The sequence below is a fragment of the Treponema sp. OMZ 857 genome (assembly GCF_024181085.1).
In the GTDB taxonomy this organism is placed as follows: Bacteria; Spirochaetota; Spirochaetia; order Treponematales; family Treponemataceae; genus Treponema.
The window spans coordinates 1-26,003 of sequence record NZ_CP051147.1; the positions used below are offsets into that span (position 1 = coordinate 1).

The following is a 26,003-nucleotide window of genomic DNA, read 5'->3' on the forward strand; positions in this document are numbered from 1 at the left end:
ATGAATAGTTGCGATTATCGTATTTTTTGGGAAGAAACCGTTAAACAATTAAAGGATGAGATAGGCGAACAGGAAATATCTACGTGGTTCTCGCGTATTGTCTACGAGAGGGCTTCGGACAGTACTATCGTTTTATCGGTACCTTCCGGATTTTATCGCGATAGTGTACGGCAACGGTATGAAATCCTTATCGAAAAAAAATTATTGGAGCTGCTCGGCTCTCGGATCAGTATTGAATTTGAAATAAGAACACATCAGGCACCGGATAGTCACTCAACGCCTAAAAACAATACGCATACACCGAAAGAATCTTCTTCATCGGCGCTCCGTGAGCCGCAAAAATCGGTGCCTCCCGAAGAAAAAAAGAAGCATCCCCTATTGAATGAACGCTATACGTTCGACAAATTCGTTATCGATGCGGATAACCCGCTGCCTGCGAACGCAGCCATTGCCGTATCGAAAAATCCCGGAACAGCGTATAATCCGTTGTTAATTTACGGCGGTGTGGGATTGGGTAAGACTCACTTAATGCAGGCAATCGGCAATGCGCTGTACCAAAATACCAATCTGAAGATTTTATATGCGCCTGCCGAGACCTTTACGAATGAATATATTGCTCATGTAAATAAAAACAAAATGCATGAATTTAAAAATAAGTACCGCAATGCGGATGTGCTGTTGCTTGACGATATTCACTTTTTGGAAAAAAAAGAGGGTACACAAGAAGAATTGTTCCATACGTTTAATGCCCTCTATGAAAGCAATAAGCAAATCGTATTTACGTGCGACCGTCCGGTAGAAGAACTGAAAAATTTAACCGACCGGCTCCGTTCCCGCTTTACCCGCGGTTTGAGTATCGACTTAAAAATACCTTCGTATGAAACCCGCTGCGCCATTTTATTTAAAAAGCTGCAAGATGAACATTTTTCCATTCCTGACGAAGTAGTACACCTGATTGCAAAGAATGTTTCTTCCAATGTACGTGATCTGGAAAGTGCACTTACTAAATTGCAAGCGTATTCGGAACTTACCGGTCCCATTACATTCGAGAATGCCCAGCGGCTTTTACAGGATACGTTCGGTTCTCCACGCCAGCATAATATTTCGATCGATACGATTCTAAAAATCGTTGCAGATTATTTCGGTATCTCCTATATCGACTTAAAAGGAAAAAAACGGACAAAGAATATCTCCTTTCCACGGCAGGTGGCAATGTACCTTGCACGGGAAATGACCGAATTCTCTACCACGGAGATCGGTGTTGAATTAGGTGGACGAGACCATTCGACAGTCATGCACGGACATCAAAAAATAGAAACGCAAACAGCGCTTGAACCTTCGCTCGAGGTTACCATTGCCGAATTGAAAAAACGCATAACGAACGCGAATCAGTAACGGTTTTTGCAGAAGTAAATGCGATATTTCCGGCGTTGCCGAAAACATATTTGGTAATGCGGCGTAATAATATGCCTAATATGCCGTATATTTTCAAAAAGAAAGGTTGGGGAGTTTCCCTTATTATGCGGTGTTGTTAAAAGACCGCTTGATGCGTTTGCCCGAATCCTATGAGAGGTATATATGAAAAAATTAACTGTATTAGTTTTAATGATAATGCTTGTGATCACCGTATTCGCACAGGAAGCGGCAGGAACTGAAACAGGCAGTCTTGAAGATGAGCTGTTCGGCGGCGATACTGAAGCGCTCGTAACACCGGAGCAGGCAAACGCCGAAACTCAAAAAAGCGGTGTTTCCCTAACGGGCGATCTTAAAACCGCAACACTCGCACTTGAAAGTAATAAATTGCGTATCGGCGGCTCGTTAAATGCCGAATTAGGTCTTAAATATGTATGGGCTGATCCGTACACAAAGAAGAGCAATGTAAAAGAAGCTTTTTTAAATCCCAAACAGGCGGTGTTGCAGCCGACAATCGGTGCAAATCTCTTTTTTGATGCGCGTCCTGTACAGGACTTAAAGTTATACGGCAAGTTCCTTTTTGAATTCCCGTTTGAAAAAAACTTGAATGGAGCCCTTTCAATACCTAAATCTCTTGTTCCTCCCAATGGTGTTGATATACCGATAAGTGTAAACGGTTCTCCAAATTTTAAAATTTGGGAGATGTATACCGATTTTTCGGCAAAAGATATTGCGTTTTTCCGGTTCGGAAAACATACGGTTAAGTGGGGAACCGGCTATTTTTACAGCCCTGCTGATGTTATCAATATTTCGCGGATAGACCCTGAAAAACCGACGGCAGATCGGGAAGGACCCGTTTCGCTTCGGACACATATCGTTATTCCTAAGACGCAGTACAATATATGGTTGTATTTGCTGCCCGACACGGAAACATTTAAGCCGCAGTATACGGCGGGGGCTGCAAAGGCTGAGTTTGTATTCGGCGATTGGGAATGGGGAATCGGCGGTTGGTATCGCTATGAAAAGGCGCCGCGGTTTATTACAACCCTCTCCGGCAGTATTGCAGGGAAGGTTGCCGTTTTTGCGGAAGGCGTATTTGCATGGGGCAGCGATTATACCTATTATAGAGACGATGCTGCACTGACGTCGTATACGGTAAAGAACAAGCCGTTTTTCCAAGCAACGCTCGGCGGCTCGTATTCAAATGCAGACTCGCATACTATGCTTGCATTCCAATATTATTATAACGGCTTCGGCTATGCAAACACAAAGGCCGCCGACCGGATTATCGACAGTACAGTTGCTTTGGCCGATCCACGAAATCATTTCACCCCTGAAGAAGCAAAGAATATACTCGAAAAATCCCGCGAGGTTGCCGCAATGGGAAATCGAGGTCAGCACTACATCGCGTTTACGGTATCTCAGAATAAAATCGGTACGGAAGATTTGACGGCAAATTTGTTCCAGCAGTTCGCAATCAGTGAGCTTGAAGGGCTTACAACACTCAGCCTTAACTGGAAGATATTTAAGTTTGTACAGATGAGTACCGGCCCGATATTCTCGTATCCGCTGAGCCCTGCATCGCACAGTAAAGGTTCCATCGGCTATAACCTCAGCTTTAAGCTTGGCGGTGGCAAGTTCTAACGTCCGCAATTCATTCATGGGGAAAGTTGAGGGCATCTTTCAAAAAATCTATTAGCCGTTTATCATTTTGTAGAATTCTTCCGCAAGAAGATTCATTCTTTTGTCTATATTGAACGAATCTTCTTTGCCTTCATATCGAGCAACAAATCTTTTTACGCTTTTAAAGGATGATTGGGCACCTCTAAAAACTCGGTTAGATTTTTAGAGGTGCCCGCCGAGTTTTTAATAAGTCTATAAATACAAATGACTTATTAAAAACATCGCAAATAAGCTTAAGGAAAACCTCTAAAAAACTGAGGTTTTTAGAGGTTCTCGATTGTTTATAAAACTGCATTTTTTTTGCACAACTCCCCTTATACTTACATATCAAGACTATGCTCATTTAAAAGAAAGTCGTAGATATTCATCGTTGTGATACCGTCATCATCTCTTCTGATATTCAGCGTGTCATGTACGATTATTATTTTCTTAAATGAATCCCCCACATTGAGAAGCGGCGTTTTTTCTTGTTTTATTTTTTCCTCATCAGGTAAACTGAATGCAGATTGAATATAATACTTCCGGCTTCCCAACGTTGCAATAAAATCGATTTCAAGCTGACTGCGTTCACGCTCTCCGCTGCTCACCGTTTTTCTTATCGGGACAACTCCCACATCAACGTTAAAACCTCTGGCTCTCAATTCATTATGCAGTATATTTTCCATCAAATGCGTTTCTTCATGTTGTCTAAATCCAAGCCGCGCATTTCTTAAGCCGACATCCTCAAAATAATATTTTAAAGGACTGCCGATATATTTTCTGCCTTTAACATCAAAGCGCTGCGCCTCATGTATCATAAATGCATCTTGTAAAAATGCTATATATTGACGGATAGTATTGATAGAAATATCCGAGTGGAGTTTGCTTTTAAATGTTGCTTCTATTTTAGAAGGGTTTGTAAGCGAACCGACTGCAGAAGCAAGTACGTTAATCAGATCATTTAATTCCTGTATTTTATCGATACGGTTCCGTTCCCGTATATCCTTTATATACGTCTCTTCAAAAAGCCGTGTCAGATATTCAACTTTTTGTTCTTCCGTTTTCATAGAAAGAATAAGAGGCAGACCGCCATACATGATATAATCTGCAAAGCCGCGATAGGTATCTCCGCTATAGCCCTGCATATATTCCTTAAAGGTGAGCGGAAATATGTGTATTTCATCGCCGCGCCCTCTAAATTCCGTTATGATATCCTTTGATAAAAACCGAGAGTTACTGCCGGTTACATATATGTCAAGATTTGATATATGTAAAAGGGAATTTAACACTTCCTCAAATTCGTCGAGTAACTGTACTTCATCAAGCAGCAAGTAATATAATTCATTATCTTTGATTTTATTTTCTACATAATCCAGTAGCACATCGGGATTTCTATAGTTTTTATTCTTTCTTTCGTCCAATGCAATTTCAATAATATGATCATCTGAAATATGTATTTCCTTCAGATAATTTTTAAATATTTTGAAAATAAGATAGGATTTTCCGCACCTTCTGATGCCGGTAATCACCTTAATCATGCCGTTATGCATGCGGTTTGTTAGGGCTTTCAGGTATTTTTCACGCTTAATTTCCACTCTCTTCTCCATTGAAAATTAACGGGCTTATGGCCGCTTTTTTTCAAAATTATACTATTTATATCGTGTGGTCAAGCATAATATTGACAATATACGGCCATTTGGCCGGAAATTTTCATTTTTTTTGATGGCTTTTGCCGTATTGGGGCAATAAGAGGGAGTAGCGGACAGGGATTCCGCATTATAACGAGAGCAATACTCTATCAAGGCAATCTTCTCGTTTGTTGCACAGATGTTGCTTATGGAGAAGCGGCATTTTCTTTGTGCTTATGATATCCGAGAAGTCAACCTGTTTGAGAATATTCAAGACAATTTTTCGTAAGACGCTTAAGTTTGCTGCCGCATTGTCTTTCCGTACAAGACAATAATCCTCATCGAGAATCGCATCGAGAACCCAATGCAGGTTATTTTCTATCCCCCAATGAGCCCTCATCGCAAATGCGGCCTTGTGCACATCTGTCAGTGAGGTCAAGAAATATCTTTGTTCAACGGATTTCTTCCCAGTCTTCTTTACCGTTCTTTCGCACACGAGCATTCCAACTCCATTGAGATTCTTCCATTCATCTTTTTCTGAAAGCCAATCAATATTCCCGCAAAGATAACAGGTGCGTTTTTCAATTCGCCCGTGTCCAATTTCAATGGTATATTCTCCTCGCTGAATATGGTAACACTGACAATACGCACCATCACAAGGGTGCTCAAAGAACTCTTTTACATCCCGGTGTATCGATTGCTGATTTCCTTTCAGAGAAATAACATACTCCGCTTCCTTTTCTGCTATTTTCTCAACGATTTTTTTCTGACAGCCCATCGCATCTATAGTAATAATCATGCCTTTTAAGTCTAACAGATCCAGAAGTTCAGGAATGGCGGTAATTTCATTTGATTTTTCTTCTGTTTTCACCTGCCCGAAGCACACACCCAGAGAATGCGCCCAAGCCGAAACAACATGAGCAGCTTTATGCGGTTTTTTATTTTCGCCTGTCGATACATATTCAGAGCGCCGGATAGTTTTTCCATCAATCGCGACCACTTCATTTTCTGCAATATGCTTGCCAAATGTCTCTCGTGCATATTCTATGAATACTTTTCAAGCTGCTTTGCATCAATCCTTGCAAGCACTCGCAGAATCGTATCGCTGCTGGGGATGCCATTTTCCAGTTTCAGATATTTTTTGAGGGTTTGCTCGCTTAATGTCGCATAAAACTGTATTTGTTCTATACTTTTATAGCCGCACAATACTCCCATAAACATAAGCATTAATATATCGATGAGATTGTGTTTCTTGCATCTGTCGATTCTTTCGTCTTTAATGTTTTCAAATGCTTCTTGTAATGTCATTGTTCCACTCCAAGAACATTTTACCATTATTTATACCATGGGGGCTACTATTTTTTTTGACACGATTTATAATGCGGAATCCCTGATACCATGCCTTTGATCCCTTGCCCATAAGAACCCACAACACAGAAAAGAGCATTCCCAAAAAGCAGATAACAAGAGGAACTATTCCCATAGTAAAAGGCTGGGCAAATGACTTTTCCGTACACGGCGGTTCATTTTTTTCGGTAATGATGACCGTAAACTCTTTACAAACTTTCACATCATCTTTAACAGCTTGAACCGTTGCAGTAAGGCGATTGCCGGCTAATTGAGGGATAAATATATCCTTCATATAAACAGCATAAGCGCCTGCAATAGCAATTAAAAAAGCGGCAAGAAAAACAGACCGAGACCAAAGACGTTCAAGCTCAAAATCTCTTCCGCGCCAAAGGTATTTGTAAATATCCTTTGCTGTAGGGGTGTGATTATTACTGTTCGCATTCGTATTGTCATTACGATTGTTATCTTGATTGCACATAAATCCCTCTTTTTATTTTGCCGTAATATTTTGACAGTAGGATTCAAAAGTTTTAGTGATTGTCCGCACCCCATATTCTATTTCTTCTTTTTTTGATTCGGTATTATCATTACGAGAAGTTGCAATTGTTTTTTTATCGTACCGTTCTCCTACTTTTTTAAGAGCTTCATCATAGGCGTATGTTAAAAGAGCGTATTTACGGCTTTCTTCTGAGAATACAAGGTTTATAAGAGCAAAGGCAACAATAAGAACTGTCATAATACCGACAAAAATTGAGGTGATGATAAATATATCTTGATTACCGTATTGACGTACATTCATCCATAAGAAAATCAATAAACCAATTGCAAATACACTGAACACTATAAATAATACGTAAGAACATATCGGCATTTGTATTTTTTCTATATACATATCGATTATTAGAGAATCATCCTGCTCTGGTATTTTGTCTTTATTTATTAAGTTCTTTGCATTTATACTTTCATTACTTTTACCGTCTGTAAACATAGATTTGTATATGTATTTATCAAACACTTTAATCTTCTCCTTTTCCCGCCCCCATACGGAGCGTTTTTCTTCATTATCTCTCCACAAACTGCACTGCTGTTTGCGGCAAGTTCAAAAATTGACTTTCTTGCCAATTTTTGAACGCGACATCCTTGTTCGTTCTGAAAATACTGAGCGTAAAAAGCATAGCTACTCAGCTTTTCATTCAGAACCCGCTTGAGCACCAAGGCAGGTTCTTAGGGCAGAGCCCTAAGTCGCCGTTTTTCTTTAGATGGGGTCATAGGGGAAGACTTTTCTTTTTATCGAAAAAAAAGAAAAGTCTTCCCCTAACCGGTTAAAGGCCTGCGAGACAACAAACACGATCACTATCGTTCTTGAGATCGTAGCCCACGTCGCCGTCACTGAAATACACGAGCCACGCGAAATAATAGTCGTAGGAATGCTGCGACGACGACCAATACCATGAAGTACCGAGACTTGCATCTGCATAACTGCTATTAAGACTGCTTATCTTTGCAAGGCTTGCATTAATAGCCGTTCTGTTCTTATACACCTCGCACAGTTCCGCAAGACTTGGCATATACCAGTCAAACCTCTTTTCTCCAAGCTGTGTCTTATATGTTTCGTTATAAGTATTTACCCAGTGGAACGCCGGATAGTTCGTTGCTGCATCCGCGGCTCCTGCAGAATCTTGCTGCTTAATATACTCCCAGTTATTGCTACCGTCAGTATCGCCGGTAAACGTTGTCGTTTGGGCAGCGCCACTTCCTGTTGCGCTCGGTGTGCAGATAATCCCTTCAAACTTCGTCTTGTAGCCGGCGCTGCCATCCTTTGCCCAGCTAAGACCGCTATCGCTTGTATGCAGCGCAATCATACGCGGTACACCATAGCTATTAGAGCCGCAGATAATACCAACCGGTGGCTTGTTTGGGTCTATTGCAGTATAGCTATCTTTATCAACGACTGTTTTATCCGCAAGTACGATTTTACCGATAGTGTAGCTGCTATAGTTTTTAACAGAAAAGGTTCCGGTTTTGTTTTCACTTCCGCAAGTTATCGTAACCGTGTAGTCGTCCGCTGTTCCCGGTATGGTAAGGCTCACTTTCAGCGTAGCATCGTCTATAATCGTAATCGCCGAGTGATCGGTGATTGAAGCTGTTGCGCAGCTTACCGAAAAATTCTCTTTGCTCACTCCCGGCGCTTTGAAGTTCGCTCCTTTCACGACCGCCGTTACTGGAAAGTCTTCTTTGGAAATACCCGCATTGGGAATTTTAAACGAGGTGAATTTCGGACTGCCGTACACCTGAATGGTCGGATGGGTTACGTTCTTTTTATCATCGTAAGAAGATCCTTCATAATATGACGTTTGAACGGCATTGCCGAACAACACTTTCGCGGTAAACACGCCTTCTTCCGATGGGACGGGAATATCCGCCGTAAGCGTGGTAAGCTCGCGTCCCGTATGCGACGTATCAATTGGCGCCGCGCTTCCGTAAGCGGCTCCGTTACTGTCATAGAGCTGTACGGTGATAGCCCCCGCAATATCGAGATTGATGCCTTTGAGCGTAATTTTCGTTGTACTCGAAGGCGTTACCGCACTTGAAGCTATCTGTGTTACGCTCAATTCGGGCTGGGCGGTAAGACGCGCTTCTTGCGATATGATAAAGCCTTTGGTTACGCTTTGATATGTTCCGCACAGTTTTACCTTTACCGTGTATACTGCTCCTTCCACGGTTACATTACTCGCAGAAAGGCGTGGCGCAGTAAGCGTTACCTTATAGTCTGAACCGTCTGCGGCTGCGTTTTGAAGGCTGCCTACCGGATCGTTGTCTTTAAAGATACCGACTTTTACCGTCGGGTCGCTTTGACTTGCGATAAGGTCAAAATTACTTCCTTTAAGCGTTGCCGTTATCGTGAGGTCGGTGTCGTTATAGACAAGGTGCGCACGGCTCAATTCGATGCCGTTCAGGGAAGGAGTCAGCGAAGCGGTAACGGATACCGAAGCCGGGTCGCTTTTGTTTCCGACGTCATCCTTTGCACTCACTGAAACCGTATACACATCGCCGACGACAGGAGTTACCGGAAGTTCATAGCCGGTTTTGTCTTTTGTAAGCGGCACATCCGTTGCATCTTCGCCTCCTTTTTTCCAGCTCAAGGTAAGTCCGGCAAAATCACTGTCTGTAGGATTCGTCCACGTTACGATAATCTTTTGGTTTCCTGAATCGTATACTGCAGAAAGGTTTTTCACCTTTGCAGGCGGTGTTTTGTCGATGTTTGTAATGGTAATCGTTTCTACTTCACGTCTGCCGTCATTATCTAACACTGCTACCGAGTAGATGCTGTTCGCAGTAACCGTAAAGCTATTGCCGGTTATCGCGGTTCCGCTCTCCAAAACATCCTTTGCGCTCGCTGCATCTTTCTTCCATTTTACTTCTTTTATTGAGGTGCTTGACGCAACCATTACTGTAACATCGCCGTTTGTCGGTGTTGTAGGATTCTGCGTCAGGGTAATGGCCATCACACTACCTGCAACGTTGGTTGTAACCGTTTTACTCACACCGTCTTTACTCTTGTTCAGTACCTTGTCAATAGTCTTAATTGTAAACGTATACGCGGTGCCGTTGGTAAGGCCCTCTGCCGTAAAGCTCATCTCTTTACCTTTTTCCGCTGAAAGATAAACGGGATTTATAAGGGTGCCTGCCGCAGGACTTGCACTAACTTCTACTTGATACAAGTCTGCATCGCCGGGGTTTTTCCAGCTTAAACTCACTTTACCGTTGCTGGCAACCGCTGCAAGTGCCGTAACCTCCGCCGGCGGTGCCTTGTCGCTGGTGTCAATCGGTTTCACCGCTTCTGCGGTACTTATGCCCGCGCTCTTGTTTAACGACTTATCGATGGTCTTAACGGTAAACGTATATGCGGTACCGTTGCTCAGTCCTTCCGCGGTAAAGCTCATCGCTTTACCTTTTTCCGCAGAAAGGTAAACGGCGTTTGTAAGGGTTCCCGCCGCAGGGCTTGCAGTAATTTCTACCTGATACAGGTCTGCATCCGCAGGGTTCGTCCAGCTTAAACTTACTTTACCATTTCCGGCAGCTGCTGTAAGTTCCGTAACTTCCGCAGGTGGCGTTGTGTCTTGTGCGGCGCTAACATTTGGATTACAGCCGATTATCATCGCTGCTACAGCCATATATGCAGCGGCGATAGTTATATAGCGTATGTTCTTTTTCATACGGTGTTCTCCTTATTATGTAAATTATCTCATGTTGTTCGTATGTGATTCCTGCGAGGATTATCCGGTATCAAACCAGACTGCATACCGAGCATTGCGGTACAAGGCGGACAATAATAAGAGGTTTATATAATAAGTTCTTTTCAGTATCGCCACGAATGGCGGTGGTTCCATACAGTAGCGAGTTTGCTGGGCAAACTTGTCGTTGGACAGCGTTTTTAGTGATGAGGAAACATTGTTATGTGTGTGAAATACGGATAAAAAATTATCTAAATAACATTCATGCTGTGAGCTGTGAGCTGTGAGCTGTGAGCTGTGAGCTGTGAGCTGTGAGCTGTGAGCTGTGAGCTGTGAGAATTGTACAGCCGACTATGCGCGTGTCAAGCCCCTTTTGCAAATATGCGGTATAGATGCTAGGAGCGTACAAAAAACACCCGCAGGCGTACTTGTTGTACGTCGAGGACTGTTTTTTGTGAAGCGACAACGCAGATATGCTGCATATTTGCAAAAGGCTTACGGGAGGCGGTTTTGACTGCGAATATGCGGTGTGTCGGCTCGGCATGGGTAGTATTATAAGCTAAGAAGGAGTAAAAAGCAACTCTGCGCATTGCATCACATTAAATCTAACCGAAAAAGAAGCGGTGCATCACGTAAAAATCTAACCCAAAATAGAAGCCCAAAGGAAGGGCACAATGGGGTTAGACATGAAAACGAAAAAGAAATTAACCGAAGAGACGGCGAAGCGTTACTGTACGGCAAGCAAAAAGAACAAGACGAAAATAATCGATGAGTTTATCGCAACAACCGGTTACAATCGAAAGTATGCCATTCACGTTCTGAAAAACAGTGCATACGTAAAGGTCACGCACTTTAACAATGTCGCAAGACAGAGCGTACAGGTCATTACAAAGACACGTAAAAAGCGGAACTATGAAAAATACTACGGTCAAGACGTACAACAAGAAGTCATCCGGCTATGGATTTTTTCGATGTATCTGTGTTCAAAACGGCTCGTGCCGTTCATTCGGGATAATATCGATTACTTTACTCAAAAGTTCGGCTATGATGAAAAACTGAAAGCAAAACTCGCCCGCATATCAAGCGCGACAGTCGGCAGGATTCTCAAACCGGAAATCCCAAAACATTCCATCCGCGGTATTTCAACAACACGACCTGCAAAGAATCTTAATAAGCTCATTCCCATCCGCACCTTTTTCGATTGGGATGAACGTAAGCCGGGTTTTTTTGAGGTTGACACCGTTGCCAACTGCGGCATAAGTACCCAAGGACAGTATATTTGCACGCTTACCCTTACCGATGTCCATTCCGGCTGGACAGAAACAAGAGCCCTTTTAAACAAAGCTCATCGTTGGGTAAAAGAAGCAATAGAAGATGTGAAAGAGAAGCTCCCCTTTCAGATGAAAGGTATTGATAGCGACAACGGAAGTGAGTTCAAAAATACACAGCTGTTGCAATGGTGTAAAAGTAATGAAGTTATTTTCACTCGGAGCAGATCATATAAAAAGAATGATAATTGTTTTGTTGAACAGAAAAATGACAGTGTCGTAAGACGCATCGTCGGTTACTATCGCTTTGAGGGAGAAGCGGCACGAGCGGTCATGGCTAACCTTTATCAGCAGTACAATGCACTCGTCAATTTCTTTTTTCCCTCGATGAAAATTATTTCAAAAAAACGGATAGACGCAAAGGTCATAAAAAAATATGATACGGCAAAGACGCCGTATTGCAGGCTGATGGAAAGCTCTGATGTAAGCGAGGCGGTAAAAGCTGAGCTGTGCCGCAGGAAGAACAACTTGGATTTACAACAGCTGCTTGAAACAACGCAATACTTGCAGCGTAAACTTATCTCTATGGCCCAGCCTTGGACATAGAGTGCTATGGTTAGATTTTTACTTGAGTAACCGCAATCCTTTCGGTTAGATTTTTACGTGAGTAAATACGCTCCGGAGATATTAGGTTTAGGACCCTCCAAAAACTTCCGTTTTTAGAGGGTTCCCTTAGATTTCTTTTGCGATGTTTTAGTGCCAAAGCTACGGAGGACGCAAAAGCGGCTATGGCGTTTCGGCTTCTGGACTGGCTGAGAGCAAGCCGCAACAACCTATCTCCGTGCACGCAACGAATTGCACACGGCAAGGAGTGCGACACCGACATCGGCGAATACCGCTGCCCATAATCCGATAATCCCTAAAGCGCCGCCTGCCAAAAAGGCGATTTTAACGACAAATGACATAACGATATTTTGTTTGACGATTTGCCGTGTAAAGCGTGCCGACTTGATTGCCTGCGGAATAAGCTGCGGATTATCGGTCATAAGCACGACATCGGCGGCTTCGATTGCGGCGTCGCTGCCGATTCCGCCCATCGCGATACCCACATCCGCACGGGCAAGAACAGGCGCATCGTTGATGCCGTCTCCGACAAACACGCACACGGCGCGGGCGTTGCTCTTTTTCCGCTCGTCGCTGATTGCTTCAAAGCGGGCGACCTTTTCATGCGGCAAAAGTTCGCTGCTGCAGCGGTCAAGCTGCAATTCGGCGGCTATTTTTTCGCCCGTGCGTTTCGTATCGCCGGTCAGCATCTCAAGATATCCGACCCCGGCGCCGCGCAGTTCCCGTATCGCTTGTGCGGATTGCGGTTTAATGCTGTCGCTGCAAATAATACAGCCGGCATAACGCCCGCCGTAGGAAAGGAATACCTTTGTTCCTTCGATTTGGGCAATGGAATCAGGCTGTTTTTCCGCATCGCCGAAGATGAACAGCGCGGAGCCGGCCGCAAGCTCCTGTCCGTTCCGCAGCATTTTAACACCGGAACCTGCTTTTTCCGTGTATTGCCGGAGTTCGGCAGCTTCTTTTTCAAACACGGCTGTTTTCTCTTTACCGAGCTGCCCTTGAATAGCGCCTTTTATCGCAACGGCAATCGGATGACCGGAATGATACTCGGCGATGTAGGCAAGCTCAAGCAATTCCTCCGTGCTGAATTGTTCTGCAGGAAGAATATGCTGTACCGTTAAAACACCGGCGGTCAATGTGCCGGTTTTGTCGAATACAACGCTGTCCGTTTTGGCAAGCGAATCGATAAAATCTGCACCTTTTATCAATATACCTTTTTTTGCCGCACCGCCGAGTCCGCCGAAGTAGCCGAGCGGAACGGAGATAACAAAGGCGCAGGGGCAGGATATAACAAGGAATACCAATCCGCGCGAAATCCACGGAACAAAGGCATTCCACGAAAGCGGGCTGCCGTGTACAGCCGAAAGTACAAGCGGCGGAAGGAGCGCCAGCACGACTGCACCGATCGTTACAATCGGCGTGTATACTCGTGCGAAGCTCGAAATAAGCCGCTCCGTTTTTGCCTTGCGGTCTTGCGCATGTTCCACCAACTGCAGCATTTTTGCCGCAGCAGTATTTTCCGCCGCTACGGTGGTTTTAATCACCGCAAGCCCGTCCGTATTGACGAATCCTGCAAGTACCGTACCGCCTGCTTCAATAAAACGCGGAACACTCTCTCCCGTCATCGAAGAGGTGTCAAAAGAACACGCCCCTTCGACCAGTATCCCGTCAAGCGGAACCTTCTCTCCCGGTTTTACAAGGATCAGCGTACCGATAGGAACATCTTCCGGGGCTACAATGTCAGGGTCATCGCCTTCATGATGATGCCCGCAGCAGCACTCTTCGGCATGATTATGCGTATGTTCGTGTTCATGCTCGCAATCGCATTCTTCATGTTCGTGATGATGTTCATGACTGTGATGGTGGTCATCATCTTCATGTTCATGACCGCAACAACTATGTGCATCGCTGTGTCCCGATTCGGAGTCGGCAGGATTACGGTAGAGCCGGACAAATTCGGGGCGCAAATCCATCAAATTGGTAATGGAACGCCGAGACTGCTGAACGGCGGCGGCTTGAAGCAGCTCGCCTAAGTTGTAAAACAGCATAACGGCGGCGCCTTCCGACCACTCTCCGAGTATGAATGCACCGAGTGTCGCAAAGGTCATCAAAAAGTTTTCGTCAAAAATACTCCCTTTACCGATGGTCTTCAGCAAGGTTTGGATAACTTCCAGTCCCGCAGCAAGCCACGAACCGACAAAAAGCAGTGATGAAAGTGCAATGGAGTAAGAAGCGCCGCTGAACTGAACGGTTATTTTGAAAGGTTCGGAAGCAATTTTCAATATAATCCCGGCGATAAAAAACACCGCCGCTACGCTAAATCGGATAATATCGTGTTTATCCCACAAACTGTCATGATGATGTTCATCATGATTATGCGTTTCGTGTATATGATTACATGCCATACAACTACAAGCCATCTTCTCTCCTCCTTAGGTCTAGCGCCCTTCCAGAATATGCTCCATGCCGACGCTGTATAAGATGCCGACATGATTGTCCTCTATAGAATAGTAGATTTGTTTTCCAACCCGCCGCGAACGTACTATTTTTGCTTGTCTGAGGATACGCAGTTGATGAGAAATTGCCGAAGCGGATATTTCAAGTACCTCCGCAATGTCGGCAACGCACAGCTCACCCGCCATTAACGCGGATACAATCTTGATACGGGTTGAATCACCGAAGTTCTTAAAAAAATCACTCAATGCGGTCATCGTGTCTTCGTCGGGGATCTTTGAGCGTGCATGAGCCACGGCATCAGGATTAAAATACTCCGCTGTTTCGTCACTCATCGGTTCTTCTTGATTTTCCATTACGCTGCCTCCTTATGTATTCCGATTATCACGCCTGCCGGCCTTGGTCATTCGCTTTCTCAAAACAGCAAGGTGATTTTTTTACCTACAAATATATGAACAGATGTTCAGATGTTTATTTGATTATAGGGGCAATAACATATACTGTCAAGAGAAAAAAATACAAGGAAATCTGAGTTGACACATCGCCAATGCACACAGTCTTTCCCGCGCCTTTATAAAACGTTCGGTTTCCTGTATACTGCATCTCATGCGAGTTACTACGGAAAAAATCGTATTCGGCGGGAAAGCGCTGGCACGGATAGATGGAAAAACGGTATTTATCCCTTTTGCACTCCCCGATGAAGAACTCGATATTACCGTTACGGCAAATAAGCGCGATTACAGCGAAGCGGTTATAAAAAAAATCATCACACCTTCTCCGCACCGGATTGAACCGGCCTGTCCTTATTTCGGGCACTGCGGCGGATGTAATCTGCAAATGGCGGATGACGACTTTCAACAAGTACTTCGGCAGGCAATGGTTGCAGAGCTTTTCGACAGAGCACATATTACTCCGGAACGTCCGCCGGTTTTTATTACGGGACCCGCATGGGAATATCGAAATCGGTTTCAATTCCATACAGATAAAAACGGAACAATCGGGATGCACGGCTTTGCGAGCAACACGGTTGTTCCCGTACACGACTGCCCCATTGCAACACCGGCTTTGCGTACTATTCTACAACAAGGTGGGTTGCAAAAACTTTTTCCCCGCAGTACAAAAATCGCTCAAGACCGTTACCATATTTTTGCACAAGATGACGTATACAGTCCCGTTCATCCCGACGCTTCGGCACGAGTAAAAGACACTGTTTTGAACTTTAGCGTATTCGGCTTTTTTCAGTCGAATATCACAATGCTGGAAAAACTGATTGAACCGGTATCGGATATCCCCCCATGTACGCGGATACTCGATTTTTATGCCGGTGTCGGCACCTTTTCCGCTTTTTTAACGGACAGAGCAGCCGAGCTTCATTTGGTGGAACACAATGAACGGGCGCTGCGGACGGCACAGCAAAACCTCGACCGGATTATTGCGGAAAAGAACAGCCCCTGCCGCTGCTTTTTCCATGCCGTTTCCGATACCGATTGGCCGGACATCCCCGCCGCACAGCTTACATATAATGCCGCTATCATCGATCCGCCGCGGCAGGGCATTCACGAACGGGCGCTTACTTATCTGGGGCAAGCAAAAATACCGCGCATTCACTATGTTTCATGCAATCCCGCAACCTTTGTCCGCGATGCAAAAAAACTAACCGCATTGGGGTATCGATTTATCGAATACCATTTATTCGACTTTTATCCGCAAACACATCACTGTGAACTTTTAGGAATTTTTATACGATGACAAAACCGAAACGCTTTTTAACATCCTTACTTACAGCAGCCTTTTCATGTATGTTTTTGCTGATTCCGACACGGTTGCTTACTGCACAAACCGCACAAACAGAACAAGCGCAGTGGTCTGCGGTTATGGCGGGCGAAACACTCTGCGATCCGGTCTTACATGGAGAATATCTTTATACATTAAGCTCGGATCAGGCGCTTAACTGTATCGATTACACCGGCTCCTTTGTATGGCGGCGGAATATTGAGCGGACAATAAAACCGTTTTTAAGCGTATCAAATTCGGGAATATTGATTATTGCAGATGCGTCGAGGATGCTGCAAGCGGTTTCCGGACAGGGGATTTATCTGTGGTCGGTGCAGCTGCCGGAACCGGCATTATATGCTCCCTACAGCACTACGGACGGCAGAATATGCGTGCTGACGAAATCCAATCTTTACTGTTTTTCCATAAAAGGGAAGCTCAAATGGCAGGTTACATTATCTTCTCCGCCGGCACGGCAATTATGCGAAACGGGAGCGGCATCATTACTGCTGACGCTTACGAACAAAGACTTTGTAACCGTTTCGCTTACCGGACAGGTGTTAAATACAAAAACACTAAAAAAAGATATTACAGCACTCACAGCCGCTCCCGGCGGGTATGTGATGAGCACCGGTGACGGCATCCTTACCTATTACCGCAGTACCGCTTCCCAAGAAAAAAACACATCCTCACTAGTGCCGCAGGGAGAAATCGATGGGTTTGCAGTTTGGCAAACACAAGAAACAGCTCCGCTGTTTATGCAAAATTCCGGCGATGAACTGGTATGCGTATATGCTGACGGCACCGTTTCCGCACGAAATATTACCTCTAATAAAATCGCTTGGACGGTAAAATTGAACAGCCGCATTACACTTCCGTTATATTACAGTAAGACGGACGGCGAATATTACATCGCCTGCAAAAGTATAGCGGCAATTATCAGTGGAACGGGAAGCGTAAAGCGGGAACAAAAGATACTCACCTCGGCTTTTCTGCCTGTTATCACACCAAGCGGGATCCTTATTGCCGTCAATGATTGGGTGATCAACAGCTGGCGGCTGGACACAAAGATTATGCAAAGCTCTCCCCAGCGGGACGTACTGCCGCAGTATCACATTTTGAAAACACAAGAAAAAACGCAAACCTTGCCTTTCTTTGTCCCCTATGGAGATACGGGAACACTGTTATCAAGCATTGACGAAGCTGTTACCAAAGGAACAATCGGTACAAATGAAGCAGCCTACGCACTTACTCTGCAAACAATTTTAACAAACAATCAGCGGGCAGCATATTTCCCATACGATTTTACGATATACGAACGGGCACGGGCAGCGGAATTGCTTGGACTATTGGAATCATTGGAATACCGAACCATCTTACTCGGCGAAGCATCAAAAACATACGACCCAACTTTAGCCGTTGCAATCATCCGGGCATTAGGATTTATTGCCGCCGACCCTGACGGACATTCGATCGAATCGATACAACTGTTACTGCAACGCTGCGGAGTCCGTATTTATGAACCTGCGTATGCAGCCTGTGATGCTTTAACCGAAATTGCAAAATATGGCGATAAACAGACCGCAGGTTCAGCTGTAAAAGCATTGTTTACCATCGCGGCGGGCGCCTTTCCCGAAAATATTAAGCAGTACGCAAGACAAAAAATAAAAACTATAGTAGAATAGGATTGAACTTTGTTTTACTGAGAAGCTCTCTTCCTTCAGGATACGTCCTAATGGGTTGGAATTTCTTCGTATCATCTTCATAGAAAGGGGTTGTTCAATGAAAAGAATAGCGCTTGTATGCCTCTGTACATTTGCCTTTATGAGTATGGCTTTTGCAATAGAGGTCGATCAAAGTGAACTGAAGCAGGCCGAAAATACGCCGATTGAATTTATCAACTACACAGGGCCTCATGCCGAAATCGATACGCTGCGGGCAATCGCTGAAATCGGAGAGTCGCTTGCCGGAGCTGCTCAGCGCGGACGTGCCGGCGATACGAACCGCTACGCCGTTATCCATGCAGTTGATCCGTCGGTGAAAACCGGTCTCGATGCCGATGTCATGATTATCGGAAGCGGAGCAAGAGTAGACCATATCAACAACTTACGAGTTATTATCGCCGGTTATTTACGGCGTGCTTACGGATACTCCGAAAAAGATGCAAATACGATTGCACATTTTGTAACAATTTATAACGCCGTATACCGCGGTGACATGAATATGTTCAAAAGTAAGTATAAAGCGGTTGTTGTCAAGAATTTGACTGCCGATAAAGCCGGTCTTGCCCTGCGCTATGATGAATGGCCGGGAAAGACACAGATTGTTATCCCGCTTTCCGATCAAAAATATAGCGGTACGTTAAGCGCGATCGATACGAAATCGATCTCCGATAAAAACGTCGTTAGCAAGATGCGTGAACAGGATGATAAAGATATCGCAACACGCAAAGACATGATCAACCTGAAAGAGCGCGAAAGCAGTGCCGCCCGCGACCGTGCAGATGTTGCACAGAAGGATGCCGCCGCGGCTCGGAAAGATGCCGACACAAAACGGAATGAAGCTGCAGCCGCACAAAAAGAAGCGGACAAATCAAAAACAGCGGCGACTCAGTCAAAGCAAGATGCGGAAAAAGCCCGAAAAGATGCAGAAGCAGCAAAGAAGAAAGCGGCTCAATCCGAAAAAGATGCGGCAGCAGCGCAGAAGCAGGCTCAGAAAAACCCGAATGATCGTAAAGCTGCTGAAGAGGCTGCAAAGAAACAACAGGAAGCAGCAAAAAATAAGCAAGAAGCAAGCAATAAAGATAAAGCTGCTGCCGAAAAAGCAAATGCAGCGAAAAAAGGCGATCAGGAAGCAGCGGCAAAACAGAAAGAAGCCGATACAAAGCAGAAAGCCGCCAATGAAGCTGCAAAAAAAGCTCAAGACAAAGAACAGGAAGCTTCTTCCGAAAAACAATTTGCCGATACAAAAGAACAAGAAGCTCAAAGCGACCGGAAGGATGTCGCTGCAGATACTCGGAAAATCATTGAAGAAAAACGAGCTGAGCGGAAAGCTCAAGATGAGGCGGCTTTTGCATCTGCATTACCCAGTGCTGTGCTGAAAGTAGTTGATTCCGGCTCCATGCTTTCCGAAGTGGTACTGCTCGACCTTAAAACGGAAAAAACACTGAAAACCTCGTCGTTGAATACCGTGCGCGGACGCGTTTTGATCGAAGGAACGGATTCGCTTATCGCGATTGCCGGTTCAAAATCCGGTAACCAGATGATTACACTTGTTGGCATTAACCCCCGCACGCTTGAAATGACCAAACAGGCAACAGTACCGGTTGCTGCACAAAGTCTTTTAATACAGGTTGATGACAGCTACTATGCGGTAATTGAACAATCGGGCAAAAATTACCTTGCACGATTCAACAATAACCTCGAAATGCAAGCAAAATCGACGGTAACCGTTCTTCCGTACACGGCGATAACCGTTACGGAAAAAGGCTTGCTCGTACAAGATACGGCAAACAAGATCCGCCTTTTGAATACGGATAACCTTGCGGAAGCGATAAAGTAAAAAGCTTGCAACCGTCAAAATAGCAAAAAGCCGATTGAACACGTCATGTGTTTAATCGGCTGTTTTAGTTACTTGTAAAATTATTGATTCTTGAACTACAAAAGGGAATATATCCGTGCTGATTTTGATTTCAATCATTGCTTTAAGTTAAACTTAGTTTCAATTTTGTATTTAACAGGAATTGCTCTAAACTTATTATTATTTTCGAAAGTTTCTTCTGCTTGATTAAATTCAAAGAATTTTTCTATAAATTTTATTTTCTGTTTTTTTGTATCAACTAAAGCTATATCGTAAAAGGATTTATTCTGAAAATTTAGTCCAAATTCTTTTTCTTCATAACTTATAAATATTTCGCCATCGTATTTTACTTCCAAATATCTATGCGGTTCATCGTTTTTCCAGTATTCAAAATCATAATGGAATGAATCATCACCATTAGATTCTCCTGAGGCGCCTCGTCTGTCGGTGAAACTATAGTTATTCTCCTGAAAGTACTTGATTACTATATTTTCTGCAGTCGCACCAATAGTTTGATTTACTCTATCAGACGAGAGATTATACGACCCATGCGATTTATGACGGCTGCCAGCTTTATTATTAGTTATGGCGATTTCTGGTGCGGTGGCTTCTCCCCATTCTGCACTTGGATGGAGAGAGTTTTGATTATCACTATTAAAGCATTCATATCTCGTAGGCTCTATAAGTTTTTTTATGATCTCTCTATTACCGGAAAAGTAAAATAAATATCGATTATCATTATCTTTTAAGTCGAAGAAGTCTTTGTACTCATCCAACTCTTTAATTTCTTGATAATCATTTATATGAAAATTAATTTCAATCACATTCCATTTGTCTTTAGTTGTATATTTTTTTATAATAGTATTTAAAATTGCAGTTGGGTCAAATGCTAAATCATATTTTAATGGATTAATAATATCATCATCATGCTTTGAGGCTATTATATCAATTAGTTCTCGATATAGATAAATACGGTCAAAATAATCTTTTTGTTTTGTACTATCAGAGTTACATTCCTGCCACCAAAGGGTAATAAATTGTTTTTCATAAACACTAATAGCATCTCTTAACTTTTTTATATTAAAATTATATAAAGGGAGCTTATTAATTTTCAAAAGACAAAGAATATCAATATTTAAGTTTTGTTTTAAAAGATTTAAGTATGCAATTCCAGCATTATTATTGAAATCATTTAAAGTGAAGTTCGGTTTAGATATTCCGAGTTTGCTAACGGCATAATCGGTGAGTTCATTGTTTGACTTCCAAATTTTCTCAGGTAGCGACTTATCTGCTTGCACAAAAACAGATTTCCAGAATTTATAATCGAATGTATATTTCAATTCGCAATATTTCTGGCTTTCATCAACTTCTTCATCCAATAGAAACCCATTATCTGTTAATGACTTTAACGTAGCAATTCGGGATATTACCAGCCTGAAATCATTAAGTTTTGACTCATCAGATAAGTTGAAAATAATTGAAAATATTTCTGTAAGCGAATCTTGAAATTGGGGGGTATTGTAATATTGTTCATATTCCGGAATCTTTATGTAAAAGTGTTTCTCATCTATATCCGATACAAAGTCATAGTCATCCAATTCTATTACATCATTTGAAATTAAATCACATTTATAGAGCAATTGATTAACAAGAATTATTTCTGAATCATTAAATTTTTTTATTTCACTATCCTTATCTTTCACATTTGATTTAAATCGAAGTGCAAAAATATAAGGTTTTATTTCTTGGAGCTTGTCTTGGAAGTTTAAATTGAAAATACTATTGCGATTTTGGTTATAATATATTTCGATATTTACATCTTTTCTTCCCTTTACATTAAATAGTCTTGGTATAGCGTCTCCACCTTGTCTAAGAGGCATATCAAGTATATTAATGGAATTCATAACTCGGCTGGGCAAAATTTTATCGTTAAAATAATATACTTCTGAATTATTTGTATAAGATTGAGATTTACCTTTTTTTGAAAAATATAAAATATTATCAGGAGGAGTAATAGATTTTCCTTCTTTTTCCAGTTCCATTAAAGCGTTTTTTGCTTCAGTATATATCGATTTTACATATTTCCCATCAGGTAAGTTGTCTTTGACGATACGTAAAATATCATACACTCCGGTTATGCCATAGTCTTTTAATCCTTTTTTTGCTCCTAGTGCAATCATGATAGTTGCAATATCATTTTCCTGGAATATTTCTAAGTTTATCGGGTTACTCGTATTGAGCAATTTAAAAATTGCAGAATTTTTTTCTTGAGCAAATGTATTGTCAAATTTATGTAATTTTCTTAATTGCCAACATGCAAATGAATATGGGGTTTTCATATACGATGTACTTCTGAAAAATTCATAGTTGTTGTGTAACAATTTTTCTCTTAGTGGATACGATTTATATATAATAAGCAAAAGAGATGTTAAATTTGTAATCTTATTGAGTTTTTCAATATTTGTAGTTATAGCATCTATATTATCATAATAATTTCCATTTGATTTTACTGCTTTGTCAAACTCCGAAAGTTTATCTCTATTTTTGAAATCTCTTAAATCGACTGCTTTGAACGATTCAATATTGATAAAACTATTAACACCAAAATATGAGAAGAATTTTATTATATCTTCAATTTCTTGATCTTTTAAACATTCCCAATAATCTTTAAAAATAAGATAATCAGAAGAAGTATTAACTTCTTTATACAATTTTGTAACTATTTTTCCTAGGGATGAATAAGTTTCTGAGAAATATAAGTCAGAACCTAATCTGGGTTGATAATAAATATCTAAAAAATAAGCTTTGTAATCAGGTCTTTTAGAAATGTTTCTCCAGCTATTATTCGCAAAATATAAGAAATAAACCTCCTGGTTTATAATGTCTTCAGGGGAATTTTGAGCACTATCTAATTGTTGTTTAGTTTGACTGAGTACTTCTTTTGTTATTGCTGTAATATTATATTCTTGAACTTTTATAAAATTTGATAATAATCTTGCTAATGTTCTTTGCGAAGATTCGTCAGGATTTTGAGCGTTTTTTCGTTCGTTTTCGATATCCAATTTAGAAAATAATCTATTATTTAAATTTCTATCAACTAAAGAAAATTTAGCATATGTAGGTTTATATTTATCTACTTCATTATATGAATTTTCCGTATAAACATAAGCTGTTTCATTGTTTGAAATACGTATAACTTTATTATTTTTGTCTACTCCAGAATATAATAATGCAAATTTTTCATTTCCATTCCAATTTTGAAAAATTATTTTCTTCTTATCAATTTCTTTTAAAATTGAAATTAACTCAAGCCTCTCTCCTCAGGGCTTCAGCATGAAAGAAAAGTATAGTAAAGTAACGTTATGGTGGAAGGGATATTATTTGAACAAGTAGAAGACAGTCGGCAAGACTGGAAAGTAAAGCATTCGATAAGTGAAATACTGATGGTAGTAATGTGTGGAGTAAGTGCCGGAGAACGAAGCATCTATGGGATTCGAGAGTTTGCGCGGCTAAAAGAACAATGGTTGCGAGATGTTATCGGTCTTAAACTGCCGAATGGACTGCCTTCATATGATACGGTACGGCGAGTACTAGGAATGTTAGATCCAAAACAGTTTCAAAGTGTATTTATTCGCTGGATAGAAGAAGAACTCGATATTCCAGTAGGCAGTTATGTCAGTTTAGATGGAAAAGTCTAAGAGGAAGCGGGTTGAAAGAAGTCGGCATAGATCCATTGCATCTGTTACACGCTTATAGCCATGAATTGGGAGTCGTTATCGGACAGATGGAATGCAGCAGCGAAAAGACGAACGAAATACCAATCGCTGAAAGGCTGATACAGATACTCAAAATCAAAGGCGTCATTATAACCGCTGATGCAATGCTATGTCAGAAAGAAATAGTGAAAAGATTGCAAAAGATAATGATTATATTCTGGCTCTTAAAGGAAATCATCCGCTTATGGAGCAGGAGGTAAAGGACTTCTTTCTTAGTCCTGCACCATCGACTCGGATCGTCCATACGACCTTTGATAAAGGGCACGGGAGAATAGAAAGGCGAATATATAGCCTTGATACCAACATAGAATGGTTTGAAGATAAAAAGGAGTGGAAGCACCTTGCTGCATTCGGTATGGTCGAAAGCATTGTAACGAGGAAGGGGAAAGAATGCCGTGAAATTCGCTATTTTATTACGAGTCTTACAGATGTAAAACAATTTGCAAAGGGAGTACGCAGTCATTGGGCGATAGAAAATAACTTACATTGGTGTTTAGATGTGTTGTTTTCTGATGATGCCTGTACTGTTCTTGACCGGAATGCAGCAGAAAACCTAGCTATTATCAGAAGAATTGTCTACAATAGAATTAAGATGCTTTCTAAAATGGATACGCTCAGTATGGGCAAGCGCGCTTGCATCTACGACGATAATTTTAGAGCTCAGATCCTTTTTTCATGCTGAAGCCCTGCCTCTCTCCTAAAGCATTTCCATCATCCATTAGTTCAAGTGTTTTTTCAATTTTTTGTTTTAAGACATCAGGGGGGTATATTTTTGAGATAATTTCAGTATGGTCTTCTTTATTTTTTGCCTTTACCATTTCACAATAAATATTTTTATATTTTTCATTACAAGAAAAAACACTCCACTCATCAGAATAATAAATATAGGCATCTCTCGTAAGGTACGTATTATTTACAGCCGGATATATTGCTAATGTTTGTTTTAAATTTTCCAGTTTTTCATTAAAATAGTTTGTGTCTTGTGGCAGATTTTCCGACTGTATAAATTTAAAAGATTCCCAGTTGGATTCTTTTGTTTTTGATTGAATTTTTCTTATTCCCTTTTCTATAAGAGTGATAATTTTATCAAAAATAAATTCGTTATTTTTAAAACCTACATCCTCCTGAATCAAATGATTTCTTGCTGTATCAATTTTAAAACTACCATGGATTATGAATGGCAGCTTTAATGTTATTTGAGTTGGGAAATAGGTGTAAAGATTATTCATGGCTAAATTAGTATCTTTCCATGCAATCATAGCAGAATATTTCGGTGTTTTGTTTGCTAATTTTATATTATCTTTTGTGTATTCAGGATACTCACCTGCAGATGAGTAAATATTCCATAAAATTCCATTAATTTCTTTAACAAAAAAAGTATATTCTTCATCAATTATTGTTTCTTTCACTTGACTGGTAATAACTCTAATAGTGCCGAGTTCATCTTCGATGATAATCTTCTTGATATTGTTTAAGAACAGCAGAATATTATCATTTAATCCCTTTTCAGATATTTGATATTCAATGGCTTTTAAGATTTCCGGATCTTTTTTATAAGTTAGCTCAATTTCTGTTATCCAGTTATTCTCATTATTGTCTTTTGAATAGCAAAAATCTTCTTGACTATCAATTTTGGGTATACCTAAAATAGGGAAACAAACTGAATCGGGTTTATATTCCTTTTCCATGTTGATACTATTTATATCATCATCAGAGTATCCTAATCCGCTATCTTTTTTGCTTGGGTCTTTGATTTTTGAAGTTAAAAAATTATATGCAACTTCTTTTGAGAATGTTAAACAACAACTATTTGATTTTATTTTTATACAATCACACCAGGATATTAAGGATCTAAAACCAAGGCCTTTATTGCCAATACTTGACCATTTTGATTTAGGACTAAAATCTGATACAAGAAGAGACTCGACCCCGGCAACAGAAAAAGAATCCTCATTCCTTCCCGTATTAGCTATTGAAATCGTATTATTAATTCTATTTAATTTAATTCTTACATTTTTGGCATGTGCATCATCAGCATTTTGTAACAATTCTAAGATTTGCCTTCCATTATAGTCTTCTGCAAGTCTTGTTTCCCTATTGAAAGCTGCTAAAAATGATGTTCTATTAACCTGATAAGTTCGACAATATATTTCCCGTAGTTTATCAACATCTTCAATAAAACTGTTCACCTTCTCTCCGGTATTTAAAATTTAAACAGCCGATTGAACACGTCATGTGTTT

Annotated in this window: 18 protein-coding genes; 8 read left to right on the plus strand and 10 right to left on the minus strand. The window is 41.5% G+C overall.

Annotation, left to right across the window (positions count from 1 at the left end):
* The gene (gene dnaA, locus E4N66_RS00005) at nucleotides 1-1,395 is read left to right on the plus strand and encodes a chromosomal replication initiator protein DnaA (RefSeq protein ID WP_044017036.1); all 1,395 of its coding nucleotides are present in this window, start codon (nucleotides 1-3) and stop codon (nucleotides 1,393-1,395) included.
* 183 nt (nucleotides 1,396-1,578) lie between these two features.
* The gene (locus E4N66_RS00010) at nucleotides 1,579-3,057 is read left to right on the plus strand and encodes a hypothetical protein (protein WP_253728407.1); all 1,479 of its coding nucleotides are present in this window, start codon (nucleotides 1,579-1,581) and stop codon (nucleotides 3,055-3,057) included.
* 359 nt (nucleotides 3,058-3,416) lie between these two features.
* On the opposite strand, the gene E4N66_RS00015 is transcribed toward E4N66_RS00010, so the two are convergent.
* The 6 genes from E4N66_RS00015 to E4N66_RS00040 all read right to left on the minus strand — a co-directional run bounded on the left by E4N66_RS00015 (nucleotide 3,417) and on the right by E4N66_RS00040 (nucleotide 10,270).
* Nucleotides 3,417-4,670 carry an ATP-binding protein gene (locus E4N66_RS00015; protein ID WP_253728409.1) on the minus strand — a complete coding sequence of 418 codons (1,254 nt, stop codon included), beginning with the start codon at nucleotides 4,668-4,670 and terminating at the stop codon, nucleotides 3,417-3,419.
* Nucleotides 4,671-4,851: 181 nt separating this feature from the next.
* The gene (locus E4N66_RS00020) at nucleotides 4,852-5,703 is read right to left on the minus strand and encodes an ISAs1 family transposase (RefSeq protein WP_253728411.1); all 852 of its coding nucleotides are present in this window, start codon (nucleotides 5,701-5,703) and stop codon (nucleotides 4,852-4,854) included.
* A 44-nt stretch (nucleotides 5,704-5,747) separates the two neighbouring features.
* Entirely contained in the window at nucleotides 5,748-6,011 is a 264-nt protein-coding gene (locus E4N66_RS00025; RefSeq protein ID WP_253728412.1) for a transposase family protein, read from the minus strand.
* Nucleotides 5,989-6,531, minus strand: coding sequence for a hypothetical protein (locus E4N66_RS00030; protein WP_253728413.1), 543 nt, complete (start codon nucleotides 6,529-6,531; stop codon nucleotides 5,989-5,991). Before E4N66_RS00030 ends, E4N66_RS00025 begins: the two co-directional genes overlap by 23 nt.
* Before the next feature lie 12 nt (nucleotides 6,532-6,543).
* Entirely contained in the window at nucleotides 6,544-7,128 is a 585-nt protein-coding gene (locus tag E4N66_RS00035) for a hypothetical protein (RefSeq protein ID WP_253728414.1), read from the minus strand.
* 247 nt (nucleotides 7,129-7,375) lie between these two features.
* Nucleotides 7,376-10,270, minus strand: a complete 2,895-nt coding sequence (locus E4N66_RS00040) for a fibronectin type III domain-containing protein (RefSeq protein WP_253728416.1) — start codon at nucleotides 10,268-10,270, stop codon at nucleotides 7,376-7,378.
* Nucleotides 10,271-10,962: 692 nt separating this feature from the next.
* Here E4N66_RS00040 and E4N66_RS00045 point away from each other — a divergent pair.
* Nucleotides 10,963-12,162 (plus strand): integrase catalytic domain-containing protein, encoded by a 1,200-nt coding sequence (locus tag E4N66_RS00045; protein WP_253727994.1) that lies wholly within the window; start codon nucleotides 10,963-10,965, stop codon nucleotides 12,160-12,162.
* Between the two features lie 227 nt (nucleotides 12,163-12,389).
* On the opposite strand, the gene E4N66_RS00050 is transcribed toward E4N66_RS00045, so the two are convergent.
* Together E4N66_RS00050 and E4N66_RS00055 are read right to left on the minus strand one after the other, a co-directional pair.
* Nucleotides 12,390-14,600, minus strand: a complete 2,211-nt coding sequence (locus E4N66_RS00050; protein ID WP_253728418.1) for a heavy metal translocating P-type ATPase — start codon at nucleotides 14,598-14,600, stop codon at nucleotides 12,390-12,392.
* Between the two features lie 18 nt (nucleotides 14,601-14,618).
* Nucleotides 14,619-14,990 carry an ArsR/SmtB family transcription factor gene (locus tag E4N66_RS00055; RefSeq protein ID WP_253728419.1) on the minus strand — a complete coding sequence of 124 codons (372 nt, stop codon included), beginning with the start codon at nucleotides 14,988-14,990 and terminating at the stop codon, nucleotides 14,619-14,621.
* A gap of 250 nt (nucleotides 14,991-15,240) precedes the next feature.
* Here E4N66_RS00055 and E4N66_RS00060 point away from each other — a divergent pair, with 250 nt between their 5' ends.
* From E4N66_RS00060 to E4N66_RS00070, 3 genes are all read left to right on the plus strand, one after another.
* Nucleotides 15,241-16,383: a class I SAM-dependent RNA methyltransferase gene (locus E4N66_RS00060; RefSeq protein ID WP_253728420.1), complete on the plus strand. Its 1,143-nt coding sequence runs from the start codon at nucleotides 15,241-15,243 to the stop codon at nucleotides 16,381-16,383.
* Nucleotides 16,380-18,092, plus strand: coding sequence for an outer membrane protein assembly factor BamB family protein (locus tag E4N66_RS00065; protein ID WP_253728421.1), 1,713 nt, complete (start codon nucleotides 16,380-16,382; stop codon nucleotides 18,090-18,092). Before E4N66_RS00060 ends, E4N66_RS00065 begins: the two co-directional genes overlap by 4 nt.
* A gap of 97 nt (nucleotides 18,093-18,189) precedes the next feature.
* Nucleotides 18,190-19,968, plus strand: a complete 1,779-nt coding sequence (locus E4N66_RS00070) for a P83/100 family protein (RefSeq protein ID WP_253728422.1) — start codon at nucleotides 18,190-18,192, stop codon at nucleotides 19,966-19,968.
* A 134-nt stretch (nucleotides 19,969-20,102) separates the two neighbouring features.
* Here E4N66_RS00070 and E4N66_RS00075 read toward each other — a convergent pair whose 3' ends face one another.
* Complete coding sequence (locus E4N66_RS00075) at nucleotides 20,103-23,048, minus strand: hypothetical protein (RefSeq protein WP_253728424.1); 2,946 nt, start codon at nucleotides 23,046-23,048, stop codon at nucleotides 20,103-20,105.
* A 300-nt stretch (nucleotides 23,049-23,348) separates the two neighbouring features.
* Here E4N66_RS00075 and E4N66_RS00080 point away from each other — a divergent pair, with 300 nt between their 5' ends.
* Together E4N66_RS00080 and E4N66_RS00085 are read left to right on the plus strand one after the other, a co-directional pair.
* Entirely contained in the window at nucleotides 23,349-23,684 is a 336-nt protein-coding gene (locus E4N66_RS00080) for a transposase family protein (protein ID WP_253728090.1), read from the plus strand.
* Nucleotides 23,685-23,871: 187 nt separating this feature from the next.
* Nucleotides 23,872-24,444, plus strand: coding sequence for an ISAs1 family transposase (locus E4N66_RS00085; protein WP_253728425.1), 573 nt, complete (start codon nucleotides 23,872-23,874; stop codon nucleotides 24,442-24,444).
* Here the strand turns inward: E4N66_RS00085 and E4N66_RS00090 are convergent.
* Complete coding sequence (locus E4N66_RS00090) at nucleotides 24,416-25,951, minus strand: sacsin N-terminal ATP-binding-like domain-containing protein (protein ID WP_253728426.1); 1,536 nt, start codon at nucleotides 25,949-25,951, stop codon at nucleotides 24,416-24,418. The genes E4N66_RS00085 and E4N66_RS00090 overlap by 29 nt on opposite strands.
* Between the last annotated feature and the right edge of the window lie 52 nt (nucleotides 25,952-26,003).